This is a genomic window from Alteromonas stellipolaris (assembly GCF_001562115.1).
GTDB lineage: Bacteria > Pseudomonadota > Gammaproteobacteria > Enterobacterales > Alteromonadaceae > Alteromonas > Alteromonas stellipolaris.
Map to the genome: position 1 here is coordinate 4,128,029 of NZ_CP013926.1, position 14,292 is coordinate 4,142,320.

At 45.0% G+C, this 14,292-nt stretch carries 10 protein-coding genes; 5 read left to right on the forward strand and 5 right to left on the reverse strand.

Going from position 1 to position 14,292, the window contains the following annotated elements; all coding sequences use genetic code 11:
• Positions 1–156: 156 nt before the first annotated feature.
• Together rlmB and rnr are read right to left on the reverse strand one after the other, a co-directional pair.
• A complete protein-coding gene (rlmB, locus tag AVL57_RS17450; protein ID WP_013786232.1) occupies positions 157–894 on the reverse strand; it encodes a 23S rRNA (guanosine(2251)-2'-O)-methyltransferase RlmB in 738 nt (245 codons plus the stop codon).
• A complete protein-coding gene (gene rnr, locus AVL57_RS17455; protein ID WP_057795816.1) occupies positions 894–3,206 on the reverse strand; it encodes a ribonuclease R in 2,313 nt (770 codons plus the stop codon). The genes rlmB and rnr overlap by 1 nt, the downstream gene beginning before the upstream one ends.
• 212 nt (positions 3,207–3,418) lie before the next feature.
• Here rnr and AVL57_RS17460 point away from each other — a divergent pair, with 212 nt between their 5' ends.
• The gene (locus AVL57_RS17460; RefSeq protein WP_057795809.1) at positions 3,419–5,107 is read left to right on the forward strand and encodes an alkaline phosphatase D family protein; all 1,689 of its coding nucleotides are present in this window, start codon (positions 3,419–3,421) and stop codon (positions 5,105–5,107) included.
• Positions 5,108–5,198: 91 nt separating this feature from the next.
• Here AVL57_RS17460 and AVL57_RS17465 read toward each other — a convergent pair whose 3' ends face one another.
• The 3 genes from AVL57_RS17465 to AVL57_RS17475 all read right to left on the reverse strand — a co-directional run bounded on the left by AVL57_RS17465 (position 5,199) and on the right by AVL57_RS17475 (position 9,169).
• Positions 5,199–7,532: a TonB-dependent receptor gene (locus AVL57_RS17465; protein WP_057795807.1), complete on the reverse strand. Its 2,334-nt coding sequence runs from the start codon at positions 7,530–7,532 to the stop codon at positions 5,199–5,201.
• A 464-nt stretch (positions 7,533–7,996) separates the two neighbouring features.
• A complete protein-coding gene (locus AVL57_RS17470; protein ID WP_057795805.1) occupies positions 7,997–8,641 on the reverse strand; it encodes a tetratricopeptide repeat protein in 645 nt (214 codons plus the stop codon).
• 276 nt (positions 8,642–8,917) lie between these two features.
• Positions 8,918–9,169: a TIGR02647 family protein gene (locus AVL57_RS17475; RefSeq protein WP_057795803.1), complete on the reverse strand. Its 252-nt coding sequence runs from the start codon at positions 9,167–9,169 to the stop codon at positions 8,918–8,920.
• A 247-nt stretch (positions 9,170–9,416) separates the two neighbouring features.
• Here AVL57_RS17475 and ubiD point away from each other — a divergent pair, with 247 nt between their 5' ends.
• The 4 genes from ubiD to AVL57_RS17495 all read left to right on the forward strand — a co-directional run bounded on the left by ubiD (position 9,417) and on the right by AVL57_RS17495 (position 14,246).
• On the forward strand, positions 9,417–10,904 hold the full coding sequence (gene ubiD, locus AVL57_RS17480) for a 4-hydroxy-3-polyprenylbenzoate decarboxylase (RefSeq protein WP_057795801.1): 1,488 nt from the start codon (positions 9,417–9,419) through the stop codon (positions 10,902–10,904).
• A gap of 23 nt (positions 10,905–10,927) precedes the next feature.
• Positions 10,928–11,623, forward strand: a complete 696-nt coding sequence (gene fre / locus AVL57_RS17485) for an NAD(P)H-flavin reductase (RefSeq protein WP_057795799.1) — start codon at positions 10,928–10,930, stop codon at positions 11,621–11,623.
• Between the two features lie 198 nt (positions 11,624–11,821).
• Positions 11,822–13,204, forward strand: coding sequence for a M28 family metallopeptidase (locus AVL57_RS17490; RefSeq protein WP_057795797.1), 1,383 nt, complete (start codon positions 11,822–11,824; stop codon positions 13,202–13,204).
• A 58-nt stretch (positions 13,205–13,262) separates the two neighbouring features.
• The gene (locus tag AVL57_RS17495; protein WP_231701238.1) at positions 13,263–14,246 is read left to right on the forward strand and encodes a substrate-binding periplasmic protein; all 984 of its coding nucleotides are present in this window, start codon (positions 13,263–13,265) and stop codon (positions 14,244–14,246) included.
• Positions 14,247–14,292: the final 46 nt, after the last annotated feature.

Genomic DNA, 14,292 nt, shown 5'->3' on the forward strand with positions numbered 1-14,292 from the left:
CTTAAATATTAATTGATTAAATTTACTCTCTGCTTAGCGTTTTTTAGAAACGAAAAAGCCGCTAACGAATACGTTAACGGCTTCAGTGTTTTGCGAATAAGTCTGTAGCTAATAATTGTATAGCAACTAACTGCATAACAACTAAATAAAAGCTAGTTAGCCACGTTGTCGCACTATCTCGTACAAGCAAACACCAGTGGCTACCGATACATTAAGGCTACTTACACTACCTGCCATAGGTAGCTTCACTAACTCATCGCAGGTTTCTTTAGTTAACCTGCGCATGCCTTTACCTTCAGCGCCCATTACTAATGCGGTTGGGCCATCTAGTTTTATATCGTAAAGGGTTTTGTCGGTTTCGCCCGCCGTGCCCACAATCCATAAACCTTTGTCTTGCAGATGCTTTAATGTACGCGCCAAGTTAGTCACTTGAATAAGTGGAATCACTTCCGCTGCGCCGCACGCTACTTTGCGCACAGTGCCATTAAGGCTTGCCGATTTATCTTTAGGTACAACAACCGCATGCACACCTGCACCATCAGCTGTACGCAAACAAGCGCCTAGGTTATGCGGGTCGGTTATACCGTCAAGTACTAACAATAAAGGCTTACTTTCTTTATCTAGAATTCTATCTAGGTCAGCTTCATCCATAACACGAGCGGGTTTCGCTCTGGCTACTACACCTTGGTGCTGTTCACCGTTAACTTTATCATCTAGTGCTTTGCGCTGACAAAACTGTACTGATATACCGAATCGACGTGCTTGATTAACAATGTTAGTCAAACGCTCATCATTACGGCCTTTTAATACCATTACTTCCATTACACGCTCTGGTTCTTGCTCTAGAACCGACTGCATTGCATGTAAACCATATAACCATTCTTGCTGAGCCATTAACGTTTACCCCCTTTCTTCGAACGCGATGGTGCCCCCTTGCCTTTGGGCGCAGCTTTTTTAGGGCCTCGCTTGGCATTTCTAGGCGGCTTCTTCGCACTGGCTACTTTAACCTTCTTGCCGCCGGGGCCGCGCAGCATAGACTTATCCAGCAATAAATCAATCTTTCTTTCATCTAGGTTAACCGCAGCCACTTTCACTTCTACGGTATCGCCTAATCTAAACTGACGATGTCCCGACTCACCCGCCAGTATTTGTTTAACTTGATCGTAGTGATAGAAATCGTCATCGAGCGAGGTAATGTGTACTAGGCCGTCAATGTGATATTCGGTTAAGCGAACAAACAAGCCAAAGTTTGTCACTGAACTGACTACGCCTTCAAAAGTGTCACCTACATGGTCAAGCATGAATTCACACTTAAGCCAGTCTGCAACATCACGGGTAGCATCGTCGGCACGACGCTCAGTCATCGAGCACTGTTCGCCTAGCTGTTCAATTTCTTCAACGGTGTAATTCTTTGCACCTGAAACCGTATTTTTGCCCTTTTGCTTGGCAATAATCCCTTTCAGTGCACGGTGAACTACCAAATCAGGGTATCGACGAATAGGCGACGTAAAGTGCGCATAAGCTTCAAGGGCTAAGCCGAAGTGGCCTAGATTGTCACCATCATAAATAGCCTGCTTCATTGAACGAAGCAACATGGTTTGAATAAGCTCTTCGTCAGGGCGACCACGGGTTTTTAATACCACGTCGGTGAAATCTGCCGGTAAGGCTTCATCGGTAATCTTATGCGGTACACCTATTTCAGCTAAGTAGCTGGTGAAGGCCGTCAGCCTATCGGCGTCTGGTTTGTCGTGTACTCGATAAAGCGTAGGTGCTTCATTTTCCGATAGTGTAAGTGCAGCACTGACGTTCGCTAAAATCATGCACTCTTCAATAAGCTTATGAGCATCGTTACGGATAAGCGGCACGATGTTTTCAATTTTACGCTGTGCGTTAAATACAAACTTACTTTCTTGGGTTTCAAACTCAATAGCACCGCGGTGCTGACGGGCTTTTTTCAACGAACGATACAAATCGTGAAGATGACGCAAATGCGGCACTTGTGCTTCATAACGTTGATGCAAGTCTTTGTCGCCTTGCAATATTTGCCATACTTTGGTGTAAGTTAGGCGAGCATGTGAATTCATCACGGCTTCATAGAATTGGTAGGTCTCTAACTTACCTTGCGCAGTAATGGTCATCTCGCACACCATACACAAGCGATCAACTTCAGGGTTCAGTGAACACAATCCGTTGGAAAGCACTTCCGGTAGCATAGGAATAACTTGCTCGGGGAAATACACCGAGTTGCCTCGCTGCTGAGCTTCATCATCTAGTGCTGTGCCATTTCGTACGTAGTAACTGACATCGGCAATGGCTACCCAAAGCTGCCAGCCACCATCGTCTAGCGGTTCACAATATACGGCATCATCAAAATCCCGCGCATCTTCACCATCAATGGTAACAAGGGGAAGCTGACGTAAATCGATTCGCCCTTCTTTTGCTTCATCGGGCACTTGTTCGGTAAGGCTTTTAACTTGCTTGGTAACGCCTTTTGGCCACTGATGCGGAATATCAAAGGTGCGAAGCGCCATTTCTATTTCCATACCAGGTGCCATATGTTCACCTAGTACTTCGACAATTTTACCCACTGGGCTCATTTTACGGCGAGGACGCTGCGTTAGCTCAACCACCACAATTTGCCCCATGCGGGCGCCATGTACATGTTCAGGCGGAATAACAATTTCATACTGCAAACGACTGTCGTCTGGCACAACCATGCCAAACCCTTGCTCTACAAAGTAGCGGCCAACAATCGGCTCTGAACGAGGCTCTACCACCTGTGTAATAAAGGCTTCTTTGCGGCCACGGCGGTCAGTACCGCTTACTCGCGCTTCTACAATATCGTCATGCAAAAACAGTTTCATTTGGCCTGCGCTAATGAACAGGTCACCGCTTTTATCTTCGGGGCGTAAAAAGCCGAAGCCATCTCGGTGGCCAATGACTTTACCGCGGAACAACTCATCTTGATCTTGAAGAATGTACTTCTTTTGACGGGTGAACTGCACTTGCCCCTCTCGCTCCATGGCGCGAAGGCGGCGCTGAATGCCAATGCGGGCATCTTCTTCTTCGGCATTTACTGCCGTACATATTTCAAGAAAAGACAGTGGTTTGTCTTCTTCTTTCAATAGACTCATCAAAAACTCCCGGCTTGCTACCGGGTTTTCGTACTTTTCTTTCTCGCGCTGATAATGCGGATCATCACTCATAGAGTTGTTCTGTCGCCTCGTTAGTTTATTCATTTTTCAAACACTATTGCCCATGTTCTACGCATAGCAATTTTAAAGCGTTCGATTTACGCACAGTATAACAGCAATCTACACAAAACATTACGTTATAAAACTGCCATGCCACTGTCATACATTTTCGATATATCTTTAGTTCTCAATCACTAAAAAAATATCTCTTACGGACATGCTTTATGGACAGACGTTCTTTTATTAAATTAGGTTCAATCGCTGGTGCCAGTGTTGCCATTACAAAAGGTTTAGCTGGCTGTGTTTCCACCAAAAAACCGCAAGATAATGCTAGCTTTACTCATGGTGTTGCCAGCGGAGATCCACTTCATAATAGCGTAATTCTTTGGACCCGTGCTTTGCCCGAAACAAGTACCCCAAGTGCTTATATTTTGTGGGAAGTATCCACCTCAAAAGATTTTAATACCCTTGTTGCCAGTGATATTGCCGAGGCTAAGCAATCCCGAGACTTTACGGTTAAAATCGATGTTACCGGTTTAGCCCCTGCCACCCGCTATTATTATCGCTTTAAAAGTGCAAACAACGTAAGCCAAGTTGGTACAACATTAACCTTGCCAAAAGAGAACGTAAGCCAGGTCACGTTTGGGGTGTTTTCTTGCTCAAATTACCCTGCAGGCTTTTTTACGCCTTATGCTGATGCCGCAACGCAACAAGATATCGATTTTGTACTGCACTTAGGCGACTACATTTACGAATACAACGGTGAAGGCTATGCCACCGAGCATGCCAAAGAATTAGGCCGCACTTTTGCTGACGATAACGACACTGAGCTTTATACCTTAGAAGATTACCGAAAACGCTATGCGCTTTATCGCACCGACCAAGGCTTATTAGATTTACACCAAGCTAAGCCCTTTATTGTGGTGTGGGACGATCATGAAATCACTAACGACACCTACAAAGATGGCGCTGAAAACCATCAAGAGGATGAAGGGGATTTTTACGCCCGTAGAGCCGCGGCGGTGCAAGCTTATTATGAATGGCTACCCATTAGACCTACCTTCGGTGAAAGCAGATTAGAAATATATCGCCAGTTTACGTTCGGCAATTTAGTCGACCTATACATGCTAGATACACGTGTACTAGCGCGAGATAAGCAATTAGCCTATAGCGACTTTCGCGACCCAGATGCTACTAATTCCAAGGCTTTTGATTTAGCCGGTTTCACCAAAGCGATTAGTGCGCCAGAACGAGGTTTACTGGGGCATGCTCAACGAACATGGCTTAATACGGCCATGAACGATAGCAAAGCGAAATGGCAAGTGTTAGGGCAGCAGCTTTTAGTTGGCCGCATGATGTTTCCTGCATCTATCTTCAATGGTCTGCCTTTCGAGCAAATTCCTGCGCATGTACACGTGCTTGCCAATAGCAAACGCAGAAAGCTGGCGGGAGAAAAAATCTCGGCAGAAGAAGAACAATTGCTAGCCGCTGCTATGCCCTACAATCTTGATGCATGGGATGGCTACCCTGTTGAACGGGAACAATTGCTGACCGCAATACAACAACTAAATAAACCCGTGATCGCGCTGGCGGGTGACACCCACAATGCGTGGCATAACACGCTAACCTTGCAAGATGGCACAGCGGTGGCAACAGAACTTGCTACATCCAGCGTGTCTTCACCTGGTATGGAACACTATTTAAAAATGGATGCTGCCACTGCAAAAGTCATGGCTGAGGATCTTTCTGTTCTTATCGACGATTTAGAATACTGCAACTTACATCAGCGGGGCTATTTAACCGTCTCATTTACTGAAAAGCAGGCAGTTGCCACGTGGCGCTATGTCGATACGATTAAATCCACATCGGCCAGCACAGTGACCAGCCACGAGTTTGTCGTTAACGGCGCATAAAGAACTGATAGAGAGTCAGCGCCTAGCATTAAAACAAAAAATCCCGTTATCGCTCAAAAACGAAACGGGATTTTTTTAGCACTAAAAGATATTAGTAGCTGTAATAGAAGCGAACGCCTGCAATGCGCGGCATACCACGAACATAAGTAGGAATACCTAAACCACCACCAGTATTCCCTGCATCAATCACATACTCTTTATCGAAGGCATTTTCTAAATACACTTCATACGCAAAGCTGCTCGCTTCTTGTGAGAACTGTACAGAGATATCTGTTAACGAATGAGTATCTTGCGATAAACCCGGGTAGTTACTGCTTTCAAAGAATACTTCAGACTGGAAGCTGGTTAACCAATTCACATTTACTAACCAATTCTGAACTTCAAATTCCTTGTTGATGTTTATCGCACCGCTCACTTCTGGGGCTAAGCGGAATTTATTGCCAGCATATTGAAATGGGCTACCATCGGCCGTTTCATCAGCAAATTCTGCGTCTAAGAAACCAATGCTACCGGTAATCGATAAGGTATCGCTGTAATGGTAGGTTCCCATGCCTTCAATACCCGACATAGTTGAATCGCCAACGGTTACGGTAATAGATTGCAGTGTTTCAGGATCAGTATAAGACTGTTGATAATCGCTATATTCATACGTAAAAATCGCGCCTGAGAAGGTGAAATTGTTACTTTGGTATTTAACGCCCAAATCATAGCTATCGACAATTTCCGCTTTGGTTGTCGATACACCAGAGAAATCAGCATTAACCACAGGTGAGCGACGGCCGCGCGCGTAGTTGGCGTAAAAATTCCAACTATCGTTCATGTCGTAGCTAACGGCAAAACGAGGTAGCGTATCGTCAAAGTCACCCTCTGCTTCAAACGCAAAGGTACCTGAATCTAACGTGTAGGTATTTTTGGTATAGCGAGTTTCATCAATGTAGCGCACGCCGGCGGTCACATTCACTTTATCAGTCACAAAGTAAGAAACTTCTGCCACATAAGAAGTAATGTCTAACTCAGCTTCAAAGATGTACGGGCCTTGAATTATAGTAGAGGGGAAGTCTGCACTTGAAATTGGCGTGCCATCGGCATTGAACAATGAAGACACCAGCATGGCTCGCAGCGCTTCAATTTCTTCAAGCGATGCGTCTGTAGCAATATTTTGATTTAATGGAATATTTGAAGAGGCTTCTAACTGCTCTTTTACTGCGTCGAACGTACCACGAACAAACGGGTCTACCATCACATAATAAGGCAATATTGAATCATCTTGGCTTACTGATGCGCCCACAAAGGCGACCAGTTTATCACCTGAATCGTATACTAAACGCATAGAGCCACCGCTTAGCGTTGCATCATTGTCAAAGTAAGCATCTTGAATTCTGAGGGCTGATCCATCGGCATCAAACCCTTCACTCACTTCTACATCTTTGTAATACGCATCACCGTGGAACATTAGGCTGTTGCTGATATCGTAATCTAGTGAAATATCGTAGGCCTGCAGTGTACGCTCAATCCCAAGTTCGCTACCCATACTGAATTCAGCAGCCGTAAACGGGCTAGTGTCGCCGCCATTAGGAGCAATTGAACCTGATTTAAACGCAATACCTGGTTGGTCGTTATATTCCATTGAAGCACGGGCTATTACTTCGAAGTTGTCGTAGCTGGCTTTCCATGTACCACGCAGTGCTTGCACGGAAATGCCTTGTAAGTCTTCGCTGTTACAGGGCACGGTATTGCCTAAATGATCAATCATGTCGGCGTTGCCATAGTAGCTGTCTTCAGAGCAGGCATTGTTTTCTACAATACCGTCCATCTGACGATATAAGCCGGCAATACGCACGCTATGATTATCATTAAGAGGCGTATTGAACATGAACTCGGCTTCTTTGCCCGACTCAGTGTCGTAACCTAGCTGAACCCTTGCTTCTTTTTCATTGGTAGGCAAGTGAGAGTGAATACTGATTGCACCGTTTGCTGCTGCAACACCAAATAGGGTGGGCTGCGGGCCTTTTAATACTTCAACGCGGGCAATGTCGTAAAGCGCTACACTTGATACGGTTTTCTTACTAATGTCGAAGCCATCTTGATATACAGAGATACGTGGGGTAGCTGAAACAGACGAGCCGTCGTCTGTCACGCCACGAATATTAAACGAAGGCAGACTTACCGCTTGTTCTTGAATTTGAACGTTTGGCAAAACGCGAGAAAGCTCATCAAGTTCCATAATGTTAGTGCGCTCTAAGAAGTCGCCTGAAATAACATCCATGGTTACCGGAACATCCATTATCGATTGCTCACGCATTTGTGCAGTAACGGTAATTTCTTCAATGTAGTCTTTCTCATCTGCTGGTGAATCTGTGTTAGCAAATGTTGGAGCGGCCAATGCGCTAAAAATAGCGGTGGCTAATAGGGTTTTTGAAAACATTTGTCTGTCCCTTAGCGGATATCTCGTTAGTGTGTTGTGCGCTTAATTGTGTGTTTTTTTCATAGTTTATTGCAGTAGTGGTCAGAGCTCTGCAAAGCAGATGAATCTAGTCTTGTTATAAGACGAAATGATGAAGCGAAGGTGACAGATAAGAGGCAGTTTTATGACAACATGTTTCAAAACCCAATAATTATCATAGACGTATATGAATACACAATTAACGTGTTGGGCTGGAGGAAGGTGCTAATTATCGCTGCTTGGTGCTTTTTTGCAGTCGTTATCTATGCCAGTCATTGTTTACTGAGGCGTTAGTATACTGAGGTGCTAGTTTATTGCGGTCGTAGTTGAATACAATCTAGCTTTGTTGCGGTGGGAGAAATTTTTGCAAGCGCGCCCTATAAGATTGAGCGAACGAAGTAACGGTAATAGCTAACCTATGGAACTAGCCTGTCTTATGCATGAAACTAGCTGTCTAATGGGCGTTTCGCTGCGCGTACTGCTTTAGGGTGCATTAGCTTTTCAAGCTTGGTTAAGTAACTGGCTATTTTTTGATGTTGCGCTTTGTCGTTAGTGACTGAGTTATGTAGCCAATGATATGCATCTTGATAGTCGTAGGGGCTACCGTACCCATCGAGAAATAGCTCAACTAACTGCAATTGCGCCTTTAAACTTTTAAGCGCTGCGGCTTCTCGTAAATACACCACCGCCCTTTCTTTGTTCTCTTGCACTAATGTACCGTTCGCATAATAACGGCCCAACTGTTCCAACGCGGCGGGAAAACCTTGGTTCGCGGCATCTTCAATATGGGTCATACCCCTAGCCGGTTCAGCATCTACGCATACCCCCCAAGCTAACATATCACCCCATAAAAACTGATAAGCGGGCACTTTCAATATATCGGCACGAGCTTCTATGTCTTGTACTAGCTGACATCGGTCGGCGACAACTTTATCTAAATGGGTATTGGCGTTAATCATATCGATAAGCGCGTTTTGATCGTACAACTGTACCGCACGAATTTCATCAATGGTTTCCCCTTCAGCCAACACCGCGGTGTTGAAAAGTGTAGAAAGCAATAAACAAATTGTGGGCAGTGAATACAGTTTCATATCAATGGCTTCTTTACTTAGACGTTAATGTCTGGAGGTTATGCTTTAAGCTAATATCTAAAGTTAATGCCTAAAAATCGTGCTTCTAAAGCGTTTAGGCATAAAGGCAGGGAAACAAATAACGGTATATATATGACTATATTTGCCTCTAAGCCTTATTGGCTATGTTTAATTATCGGCCATTATCACGAATACTTAATGGGATTTTAGCGGGGCTTATTTAACGAAGTTTATTCAACTAGGTTCAATAGTAGCCCCGCTGCAGGCGCGTATTCGTTAGTGACTGCTTTTCCGATTACACAGCGCTGATTGTAGATGACGGGAATGATCGGCCAAATCTATTCCTAAATCGGTAAGGTAACCGCCATCGGGCTGAGTAATGAGGCCCTTTTTGTAAAGTCTTGATGCGGCATTCACCATTGATTGGCTAGCATCGTGATGAATCTTTAGGCCTTGTAATAAACTGTCTGTAGGAAACTTAACTAATAAGTTAAGTTCATCGAGCATGTCCTGGTCAAATATTGTCATACACTCACCTTAGGCAAAAAAGGGTATTATTGTTATTCACTCTTTTGTATAGACAGTTCAACTACTTGAAGTTCAACCGCACTAACGCTATCAGACTACCATTTACGTAGGGTGTCCAGATTATTTTATCAACATACGCCGCTAAAACCTGATAAGCCACCCTTTTAGCCCACTGAACTGATCGGACTTTGTGTCGAAATAGTATATTCTTGTTCCTAACTTTAGTCTGCGGATACCCCCTGTTCAAATGAAGTACAAAGATTTACGTGACTTTATTCACCAGTTGGAAGCCAAAGGTGAATTGGTTCGCATTAGCCAGCCAATCGATACCGATTTAGAAATGACAGAAATAGCCGACCGTACACTTCGTGCCGGTGGCCCTGCGCTATTATTTGAAAACCCTAAAAACCATAGCATGCCGGTATTGGCCAACTTATTTGGCACACCAGAACGTGTGGCAATGGGAATGGGGCAAACCTCAGTAGCGGCACTTCGTGAAGTGGGCGAATTGCTGGCCTATTTAAAAGAACCCGAACCACCTAAAGGGCTAAAGGATTTATGGCAAAAATTGCCTGTTTTTAAACAGGTACTGAATATGCCAGCCAAGGTGGTTAAAAAAGCGCCATGCCAAGAAGTCGTGCTAACCGGTGATGATGTCGATTTAGGTAAACTGCCTATTCAGCGCTGCTGGCCGGGCGATGCTGCACCACTTATTACTTGGGGTTTAAGTGTTACTAAGGGGCCGCATAAAAACCGTCAAAATCTAGGTATTTATCGCCAGCAGGTTATCGGCAAAAATAAACTTATCATGCGTTGGTTGTCTCACCGCGGTGGCGCCCTCGATTTTCGTGAGTGGTGCCAAACTCACCCAGGTAAACCGTACCCGGTAAGCGTTGCTCTAGGTGCCGACCCGGCAACCATTTTAGGTGCCGTTACGCCTGTTCCAGATACCCTTTCCGAATATGCCTTTGCAGGGTTGTTACGAGGCGATAAAACCGAAGTGGTTAAATCGATAAGTAACGATCTACAAGTGCCCGCGAGTGCTGAAATTGTACTGGAAGGCTATATTGCGCAAGACGAAGTTGCACCTGAAGGGCCTTATGGCGACCATACCGGTTACTACAATGAAGTAGATGACTTCCCCGTGTTTACGGTAACGCATATTACTCACCGTAAAGACCCCATCTACCATTCTACCTATACCGGTCGCCCACCTGACGAGCCGGCTATTTTAGGAGTAGCATTAAACGAAGTTTTCGTGCCTATTTTGCAGAAACAGTTTCCAGAAATTGTAGACTTTTATCTACCGCCAGAAGGGTGTTCTTACCGCATGGCTGTAGTTACGATGAAAAAGCAATATCCCGGTCATGCTAAGCGCGTAATGATGGGTGTATGGTCGTTTTTACGACAGTTCATGTACACCAAGTTTGTGATAGTGTGCGATGACGACGTAAACGCCCGCGACTGGAACGACGTGATTTGGGCTATTACCACACGTATGGATCCAGCCCGCGATACGGTTATGATTGAAAATACCCCTATCGACTATTTGGATTTTGCTTCGCCAGTATCTGGCCTAGGATCGAAAATGGGGATGGATGCCACCAATAAAATGCCCGGCGAAACCGACCGTGAATGGGGCGAGCCCATTGTGATGGACGAAGACGTGAAAAAACGGGTGGATGATATCTGGGATGAACTTGGTATCATGGATTTACCAACGGCGAAACGCTAACAACAAACGTAAGAAGAGATTACATGTCAGAAATTAAATGTAAGGTTGCCAGCATCACGCCGTTAACCGACGTAGTATACAAAATTGAATTAACGCCTCCCGCGCCAGTTACCTTCCAAGCAGGTCAGTATGCGCTTATCGATATGGGCGAAAAAGACAAGCGCCCCTTTTCTATCGCCAATGCCGCTTTTGATAGTTCACGCATTGAACTTCACATTGGCGCAGAGCCTGGCAACACCTTTGCCGGTGAAGTGTTGAGTCGTATGAAAGAAGAAGGCGAAATTAGCCTTAGCGTAAATAACGGTCAAGCCTTTTTGCAATCAAATGGCTTGCCGATGGTATTAATCGCTGGAGGCACAGGCTTTTCCTACACCTATTCTATATTACAGCAGCACCTGCACAGTGGCGATAAAACGCCTATTACCCTTTATTGGGGAGGCCGTCATGCCGGTGATTTATATCTATCAGAAGCGTTAAATGCACTCGCGGCCAAGCACGATAACTTTACGTTTGTTCCTGTGGTTGAATTTGCCGAAGACGACTGGAAAGGTAGAACAGGATGGGTTCACCATGCTGTATTGGCCGACCATACGGATTTCGAACACATGCAAGTGTATGTCGCTGGACGTTTTGAAATGGCCAAGACTGTGCGTGAAGACTTTACCGTTCGCGGCCTAAAAGTAGAAAACCTATTTGGCGATGCTTTCGCGTTTATTTAGGTAAGTTATGTGCTTATTTCATAGTTAGCATAAACAGCACCTAGTTTTGATACACTCGATACATACAAAAAGGGCACGCTATCAAGCATGCCCTTTCTATTATAGGCTGTTATCGACCATTAACCTCTCCATACGTTAACCCCATTTGTTGCTTTCTCTCGTATCCAGTATGGTGGTAAAAAAGAAATGGAGAAAACAATGATAAAAAGCATTCCTACATTCGTAAAAATTTCAGCGTTAGTTGCACTACCCTTTACTTTTGCATTTACCGCGCAGGCGCAAAGTGCGCAGCAGCAATCCTTGTATAAAATTGCCGAAGACATTTCCCCAAAGCGTATTGAAAACGATATCACCACACTTGTGAATTTTGGTACGCGACATACCTTATCTGAAACCGAATCAGACACCCGCGGCATTGGGGCAGCAAGGCGCTGGATTAAGGCTGAGTTTGAAAAAATATCAGCTGAATGTGGCGGTTGCTTAGAAGTGTACTTTCAGTCTGAAACCATTAGCGGTGAAAAGCGCATTCCTGACCCTGTCGACGTTGTAAGCGTTATTGCTATTCAACGCGGCAGTACCGATCCAGAACGTTACGTCATGATGTCGGGTGATATAGATTCTCGCGTATCTGATGTGATGGATTTCACATCAGACTCACCTGGCGCAAACGACAATGCGTCTGGTGTAGCTGGCACACTGGAAGCCGCACGCATATTATCGAAACATACATTTAACGGCAGCATTGTGTACGCCGCACTGGCAGGTGAAGAACAAGGCTTGTTTGGTGGGCGTATTATGGCTAACCAAGCACAAAAAGACGGCTGGCGGTTAAAAGCGGTATTGAACAACGACATGATAGGCAACATTGAAGGCGTTAACGGGGTTATCAACAACACCACTGCTCGTATATTTGCTGAAGGCACCCGAGTAACCGAAACTACAGGTGAAGCTCGCACCCGCCGCTTCACCGGTGGCGAAGTAGATTCACCAAGCAGAAACTTAGCAAGATACATCGATAACATTGCCGACCAATACATTGAGAATCTAGACACCATGGTCATTTATCGACTAGATCGCTTTGGTCGTGGTGGACATCATCGCCCTTTCAACGATTTAGGTTTTCCCGGTATTCGTATTATGGAAACCAATGAAAATTACACTCGCCAGCATCAAGACCTTAGAGAAGAAGACGGTATCAAATATGGCGATACCTTAGATGGTGTGAATTTTGACTACGCAGCCAAGCTTACTGGCTTAAACGCAGTATCGCTAGCGGCTATGGCTTGGGCACCGAATCCGCCTGCCAAAGTCACCATTAAAGGCGCCGTTCAGCCCTCTACCACATTAATGTGGGAAGCGGCAGATACAGCACAAAACCCTCAGCTGTCGGGCTACAAAGTTTACTGGCGTCATACCGATGCACCGCAATGGGAATTCAGTAAGTTTGTTGGTAAGGTGAACGAAGCTACACTAGAAAACGTAGTGATTGATAACTACTTTTTCGGGGTTGCCAGCGTGAACAACGATGGTATTGAAAGCCCAGTTGTATTCCCAGGCGCTGCAGGCAGTTTTGGCCAGTAACAGCTATACTTGTTAAAAAGTAATAGCGCCAATAGATAATAATAACGTTGTTTAGGAGATGTCGCCCGTGTTGGTGAGAGTCATCGCTTTATTAAGTTTTATCATAGTTGTGGCGCCGTTAAAGGCAAATAGTGTCACACTTGCCGCAGCACCATTTGAAACTTACGTAAGCGATGAGGGCGAACCTTCAAGACTAACGTCTATTGTTGAAGCGGCGTTCTCGCGAATGCAAACCAATCTAGAGCTTCAGGTTATGCGCGATGCCTTCTTGGGTAGTGCGGTGCGCTCCGGTAAAGTAGATGGCGAGTTCGCCTATATAGATTTAGGTGAAAGAAAAGACGCCGTTACCCTTTCAGCCCCCTACTTACCCATCTATTTATATGCTACCGCTAAAAAATACGATGTTGAAGAAGTCATGCTGGTACCGCATTTAAAAAACAGTCGTGTGGCAATAGAAAACCGTTTTGCTAATACGCCGAAGTTTCGTTTGCTCAAAGAGGTAAAGTGGTCGCGTAATCCCAGCACGTACGACGCCTTTAAGCAGTTAGCTGATGACAGAGCCCCGTACCTTATTACTACCCGATTACTTATTGAAGAATTTAACTTGCTGCTTGAAAAAGACGGCGAAGAACTTTTACACGTGTCTTCAGCAGCATTAATGAACGCAGGTTTTTCATTGGCGCTTGGTGACAATACACCGAATGCTAAGGCCACTATTGACGCGTTTGAACAAACGATTCAAGTTATGCAGCAGGATGGCAGTTACAATAAAATTCTAGGGCTACCGTGGCTTTCCAAAGATATAAATAACGATGGTATCGCTGACTATATTGGTGAAACTAGCGTGAGCCTTGTGGCATTGGATACACCTATCGCCTACCCATTAGATAAAGCATTACCTGGCGATAACAGTGTTTACGTCATTGATGGCATCACGTATGAGTCTAAAGCTGAAGCAATGGCTATGCTTGATGGCGTAAAAAGCCAGCGAGAAAGCCTACTCGACCCTGATGTTTATAAAACCATGATTAGACGTTGGTAGCTCTTTCGCTGCTCTATTTAGCTGCTCTTTTTAGCCGCTCTCATTG

Coding starts and splice junctions, on each gene's coding strand:
- AVL57_RS17490 (WP_057795797.1), top strand. CDS start 11,822: ATGATAAAAAGCATTCCTACATTCGTAAAAATTTCAGCGTTAGTTGCA.
- AVL57_RS17495 (WP_231701238.1), top strand. CDS start 13,263: ATGTCGCCCGTGTTGGTGAGAGTCATCGCTTTATTAAGTTTTATCATA.
- ubiD (WP_057795801.1), top strand. CDS start 9,417: ATGAAGTACAAAGATTTACGTGACTTTATTCACCAGTTGGAAGCCAAA.
- AVL57_RS17460 (WP_057795809.1), top strand. CDS start 3,419: ATGGACAGACGTTCTTTTATTAAATTAGGTTCAATCGCTGGTGCCAGT.
- AVL57_RS17465 (WP_057795807.1), bottom strand. CDS start 7,532: ATGTTTTCAAAAACCCTATTAGCCACCGCTATTTTTAGCGCATTGGCC.
- AVL57_RS17475 (WP_057795803.1), bottom strand. CDS start 9,169: ATGACAATATTTGACCAGGACATGCTCGATGAACTTAACTTATTAGTT.
- fre (WP_057795799.1), top strand. CDS start 10,928: ATGTCAGAAATTAAATGTAAGGTTGCCAGCATCACGCCGTTAACCGAC.
- rlmB (WP_013786232.1), bottom strand. CDS start 894: ATGGCTCAGCAAGAATGGTTATATGGTTTACATGCAATGCAGTCGGTT.
- rnr (WP_057795816.1), bottom strand. CDS start 3,206: ATGAGTGATGATCCGCATTATCAGCGCGAGAAAGAAAAGTACGAAAAC.
- AVL57_RS17470 (WP_057795805.1), bottom strand. CDS start 8,641: ATGAAACTGTATTCACTGCCCACAATTTGTTTATTGCTTTCTACACTT.